The sequence below is a fragment of the Methylomonas sp. BG-2 genome (genome assembly GCF_057766305.1).
This window is the reverse complement of the sequence record NZ_JBYMAP010000249.1, coordinates 1-5,603: the sequence shown is the minus strand read 5'-3', so window position 1 is coordinate 5,603 and position 5,603 is coordinate 1. Positions and strand designations below refer to the sequence as shown.

The window sequence follows — 5,603 nt, the reverse complement described above, 5'->3', positions numbered from 1 at the left end:
TCAGAATTTTCAAAGCGTCCTACGGTTCGGCGATCGAGGAGCGCACTTATCAACTACTGGACCAAAATGACGACATTTGGGTCGAGGATTATGGCGATTGGGACGATTTCAATTTCGCCACCGAACTACAAGTCGCGGACTCCGATTCAGGCTTTAGCCACTCGTTCAAGGGTCGAGGCGGCGGCAAAGGTTCCAGACCGGACGTTCGCCTGGCATTGGGCAACGGTTTCGAGGCCCTCTACGACATTACCGCCAAGACCCAAACCAGTCAGGGCCACATTAACAACAAGGGCACCGGCGGCTGGTTAAAAAGAGTCAACATTCCTTTTATTGCCGAAGTCTATTACGACGGCATTTAGCGCCGCCGCTAGAACGGCAGCGGTTCGGATCGATCAGCCCTGCAACGCATCCAGCTCGTCCCAGCGGCTGTATGCGGCGGCCAGTTCGGTTTCGACCGCCTGCAATTCCGCCAGACTGGCGGCGACGGCCTCCTGAGTTTGCTTGTAAAACTCGCCGCCGCCAATCGTCGCGGTCAGTTCTGCTTGGCGGCTTTCCAGTTGTTCGATGCGCTCCGGCAGTTGTTCCAGTTCGCGCTGTTCCTTAAAACTGAGCTTCTTCGTCGGCGTGGATTTGGGCTTGTCTTTTTTGGCCGCCGCGTCGGCGATTTTCACCGCTTCGGCTTCCTGTTTCTTGTTGCGTTCGGCAAGCGCCAACCAGTCGGCATAGCCGCCGATGTACTCGCCTACCCTGCCCTCGCCCTCGAACACCAGCACGCTGGTGACCACGTTATCGAGAAACTCCCGATCATGGCTCACCAGCAATAGCGTGCCCTGATACTCGACCAGTTTTTCTTCCAGGATTTCCAGGGTTTCCAAATCCAGGTCGTTGGTCGGTTCGTCCATCACGATCAGGTTGGCCGGCTTGGTAAACAAACGCGCCAGCAGCAAGCGGTTTTTCTCGCCGCCGGACAAGCTCTTGACCGGCGAGCGGGCGCGGGCCGGCGCGAACAAGAAGTCGGCCAGATAACTCATCACGTGGCGGCGGCCGCCCGGCAAATCGATGAATTCGCCGCCGTCGAGCACGCTGTCGGCCACCGAGATTTCCGGGTCTAGCTGTTCGCGCAGCTGGTCGAAATAGGCGATTTGCAGATTGGTACCCAGCTCCACCGTGCCCTGCGTCGGCTGCAACTGACCGAGCAACAGTTTCAACAAGGTCGATTTGCCGGCGCCGTTGTTGCCGATCAGACCAATCTTGTCGCCGCGATCGATGCGGATCGAGAAATCGCAGATGATGGTTCGGTCGCCGTAGCCAAACTGAACATCAACAGCTTCGATGACCTTCTTGCCCGACACCTCGCCCTTGTTCAGCGACAGTTTGGCGGTGCCTTGGGTATTGCGGCGCTCGGCGCGTTCGGCGCGCAATTTTTTCAAGGCCCGCACCCGGCCTTCGTTGCGGGTTCGGCGAGCCTTGATGCCCTGCCTGATCCACACTTCTTCCTTCGCCAGTTTCTTGTCGAACTCGGCATTCTGATTGGCTTCGTCTTCCAGCGTCGCCGCCTTGCGCACCAGATAATCCTGATAATTGCCGGCCCACGAGGTCAATTGGCCGCGATCCAGATCGATGATGCGGGTCGCCAATTTTTGCAAAAACGCCCTATCGTGAGTCACGAACAGTACCGCGCCGGCGAAGTTCAGCAGCTGTTCTTCCAGCCACGCGATACTTTCGAAATCCAAATGGTTGGTCGGCTCGTCCAGCAGCAACACCTCCGGATCGATCACCAAGGCCCGCGCCAAGGCCACCCGCCGCTTCCAGCCGCCGGACAAGCTGCTGACCTTGACATCGGCCGGCAGTTGCAAACGACTCAATACCGCCTCGACCCGCTGTTGAAACTGCCAGCCGTTGGCGGCTTCCAATTTGTGCTGCACCTCGCCCAGCGCGTCCAATCCCGCTTCGCTGCCGTCCATATGCGTCAACAAATCGTGGTAGCGGGCAATCAATGCGCCCAATTCGCCCAGGCCGCCGGCTACCGCTTCGTAGATGGTATCGCCGTCATTCAGATTCGGCTGCTGCTCCAACCAAGCCAACCGCAATTCCGGCTGCTTCCAAATCTCGCCGCCGTCGGCGTGAATATCGCCGGCGATGATTTTCATCAAGGTCGATTTGCCCTCGCCGTTGCGGCCCAGCAGACCGACCCGTTCGCCGGGATCGAGCTGAAAATCGGCATGATCGAGCAAGGCATGGGTGCCGAAGGCGATGGAAACGTTGGTCAGGCGGATTAAAGGCATAACTGTTGTAGGTAGCGGCGGAGTAGATCCAGGGTCAGCCAGGCTGATTGGGTTTGTTTGGTGGCTGCGGTGCCGGCTAGGGTGTGCTGTTTACAATACCAGCCAGCGGGGCTTAGCAGGCCATTATAAAGGACGATGGCGGCGTCGCGGTTGCGGTAATCGTCCAGGCTGCCCCGATACAGTTGCACCAAGGCCAGGTCGGCGCCGCGCGCGCGCAAGCTTTCGGCCAGTCGTTGCGCGGCGAATTCGAGAGGCTCGTTCTCGAACGAAACCCCGAGTTGCCGGCCGGCTTGAGCCGCATCGCGGCAAACGAAGGTCGAATCCAGCCAGTCGTAAGGCTGACACTTGGCCGCCAGCCAGCCGCCGCTGGCGGTTTCCAGCAAAGCCACCCGACTACCCACCGGCAGTGATTTGTCGATCACCGTGAGCAAATCGCCGCCAACCACACCGTCCAGGCCGTCGATCGCAAACACGAAGTCGCCGACTGCGTTTCCGACCCGCGCAACCAAGGCCTCGACATCCGCAAGCGGAAAACCGGCCGGAAACAACAGCTTGGTCTGCACCTCGTCCGGCGCGGCCCGGAATCCCAATTGCACGCCGGTCGGCCAAACGAAGCCCAGCAACGCTTGTTGTATCGCCGATTCGCCGATGCCGACGCTACGCAACACCACCAAACGATCCGGCCGCAACGTGAAACGTTCCCGCAGCCGCTGGCCAACGTCGGCGAACAGCGTTTTCATTTCCATCGGCACCCCCGGCAAAAACGCAAACCAACAGTGGCCGATTTGCAACGCAAAACCCGGCGCGGTGCCAACCGGATTATCGATACGCACCGCGCCGCGTGGTAAATACGCCTGTTTGCGATTGGCGGCCGGCATCGCTCGCTGCCGATTGGCATAGTAGCGTTCGATGTGACTCAGGGCTTGCTCGTCCAGCACCAGCGGCAAATCGGCGGCGATGCTGACCGCTTCGGCGGTCAGATCGTCGACGGTGGGTCCCAAGCCACCGGTACAGACGCAGCAATCGGCGCGACCGGCAATCTCCCTAACCAAGGCCACCAAATCCTCCAATTTATCGCCGACCGCCGTGTGTCGAGTCACGCGGAAACCCAGTTCCATCAGTTGTTGCGATAACCAGGCGGCATTGCTGTCGACCACTTGGCCGGTGACGACTTCCTCACCCTGCGAAAACACTTCGGCAACGACTTTCATAACACCTCGAACCAGAACGGTAAACTCAACAAACTCAGTCCGGTCGTGACGGTCACCGCCGTGGCATACAACGAACTATCCAGCTGGAAGCGGTCGCACAACACCACCCCCAGCACCATGCTCGGCATCGCGATATCCAGAATCGCCGCCGCCCGAAATGGATTTTCGAGTTGCAGCGCATCGGCGATGTACATGCCGGCCCAGGGGAACCACATTAACTTGATCAACACCACCGGCAAGATGTACGGCAGATTGCGCCAACGCACCGCTCGCCAGCTCAAGGCCAGACCCAGCGAAAAGATCATCAGCGGCGCCACCGCCGCCGACAACATCGTCAGCAATCCGGCCAACCACAACGGCGCGGCCACCTGATTCAGATTCAAAACCACCGCCAGCAAGGCCGCCCAAAACGGCGGGGCGTTAAAAAACCCCAGCCAGGACTTGGGCTGCTCATTTTCGGCGGCGCCGTAGTGACGCGCCAGCAGGATACCGACCGTGAATACCATCGGTGCCGCCGCGAACAAATCCATTTGTATCACCACCGAGCGCGACCAAGTGCCGTAGGCCTGCTCCAATACCGGCAGGCCCAGGTAGGTGGTATTCGGAAACGCCGCCGCCAGTATCATCGCGCCGGCCTGGGAAGGCTTGAAACGAAGCAGCTTGGCGAGCAAACCGCTGACGGCAACCGCCAGCAAGATGCTGGAGCAACCCAACAGGCTGAATTTCAGCGACTGCCAGCCAATGTCGGCCTTCCACAGCACCTCCAACACCATGGCCGGCAACAAGAAATAGTAAACAACGCTGGTCAACACCAGACGGGTTTGGTCGGCCGCGAGTTTATTCGGGCATAGCACGCTCCAGGCCGCGCCGCACAGCATTAGCACGGTCATCTGGATTAAAGTGGTCGTCATTCCGGGAATGGGTTGATTGGCAATGCCGGCAGTATAGGCAAAAACCCCTTCCGAATCGAACCCCGAAACGACTTGTCGCGAATCCGACAATTGTCGAGACCGCCACGCGCCGACGCCTGGCAAATCTCGGCGGGCCGGCATTCCCCGGCTTGGTATTGCTCTTGCTTAATCGCTAGTACCTTGTACACCCCCGGAATCGCCATGACAAACCGCCCAACTCACCGCCGCACGCTGCCCTCGGCGCCTGGAGTTCGCCGATGAGCGAGACTCCGCTGCAAATTGCCGTTGCCACCAAGGACGGCATCTCGATCAACGAACATTTCGGCCACGCCAAACACTTTGCGATTTACCGGCTGACGCCGGACAGTTGCGAGCACCTGGAAAGCCGCGATGTCGACAATTACTGCCACGGCCAGCACGGCGATCAAAACGCGCTGGCCGGCATCTTGGAAACCATCAAGGATTGCGATGCGGTGTTCGTGGCGCGGATCGGCGACGGCCCGACCGCCAAAGTGAATGCGATCGGCGTCGCGGCGGTGGCCGATTATGCCTATATGGCGGTCGAGGAATCTCTGCGGGATTACGCCAAACGGCTTGCCGGCGGCGAGGCGGTCGGATGACGCCGGAAACCGTTGCCGCCTGGCTGGCGGCGCACCCACTGCCCCCACTGCACGTCGATTGCGCGGTGACGGTCATGCTGAAAATAATCGACGGTAAGTGCAAAATGCGCGCCGACGAAAAAGTCGTGATGAGCTTGCTGTACGACCAAATCCGCCACCTGCCCGGCCAGTTGTTGGAGCCGGAGTTGCATGCATTGATCGCGACCGCCCGCGCCGCGCCGGACGACGAAGACTTAAAAAACCGGATTTACGAAAAGCGCCTGTTCGCCGAAACGGCACTCTCCAGACCGGTGATGAAGGGTTTCAAGGCCATGCTGCGCGAGCAAGGGTTGCTGGAGAAACGCCAGAAAGAAGAAGACGCCGAAACCTAAAACTTGGACGCTGCGACCTTACAAAACGGCACAGGCATTGCCGACAGATTTCGGTACCATCAACGAATACCTTATTTTTTGCGTATCCAAAGACTACTGGCGGGCGAATCAGTCATCGATAACACCGGATTTTCGCCTTTAACCAACAACGGATATTGCTCTTCGAGCATCTCTCGATATTGTTTCAATATAAATGAAGCAAAAA

At 59.0% G+C, this 5,603-nt stretch carries 6 protein-coding genes; 3 read left to right on the top strand and 3 right to left on the bottom strand.

What is annotated here, in order from left to right:
• Window positions 1–359 (top strand): hypothetical protein (locus AC3B8H_RS17835; protein ID WP_488442893.1); only part of this gene is annotated, 359 nt, incomplete at its 5' end.
• A gap of 33 nt (window positions 360–392) precedes the next feature.
• Here the strand turns inward: AC3B8H_RS17835 and AC3B8H_RS17830 are convergent.
• From AC3B8H_RS17830 to AC3B8H_RS17820, 3 genes are read right to left on the bottom strand one after another with little or no spacing between them, the layout of a single operon-like run.
• On the bottom strand, window positions 393–2,285 hold the full coding sequence (locus tag AC3B8H_RS17830) for an ATP-binding cassette domain-containing protein (RefSeq protein ID WP_488442892.1): 1,893 nt from the start codon (window positions 2,283–2,285) through the stop codon (window positions 393–395).
• Window positions 2,276–3,496, bottom strand: a complete 1,221-nt coding sequence (locus AC3B8H_RS17825; protein ID WP_488442891.1) for a competence/damage-inducible protein A — start codon at window positions 3,494–3,496, stop codon at window positions 2,276–2,278. Before AC3B8H_RS17825 ends, AC3B8H_RS17830 begins: the two co-directional genes overlap by 10 nt.
• The gene (locus AC3B8H_RS17820; RefSeq protein WP_488442890.1) at window positions 3,493–4,407 is read right to left on the bottom strand and encodes an AEC family transporter; all 915 of its coding nucleotides are present in this window, start codon (window positions 4,405–4,407) and stop codon (window positions 3,493–3,495) included. Before AC3B8H_RS17820 ends, AC3B8H_RS17825 begins: the two co-directional genes overlap by 4 nt.
• 257 nt (window positions 4,408–4,664) lie before the next feature.
• On the opposite strand from AC3B8H_RS17820, the gene AC3B8H_RS17815 reads away from it, so the two are divergent.
• On the top strand, window positions 4,665–5,027 hold the full coding sequence (locus AC3B8H_RS17815; RefSeq protein ID WP_488442889.1) for a NifB/NifX family molybdenum-iron cluster-binding protein: 363 nt from the start codon (window positions 4,665–4,667) through the stop codon (window positions 5,025–5,027).
• Entirely contained in the window at window positions 5,024–5,398 is a 375-nt protein-coding gene (locus tag AC3B8H_RS17810; RefSeq protein WP_488442888.1) for a hypothetical protein, read from the top strand. Before AC3B8H_RS17815 ends, AC3B8H_RS17810 begins: the two co-directional genes overlap by 4 nt.
• Window positions 5,399–5,603 lie beyond the last annotated feature (205 nt).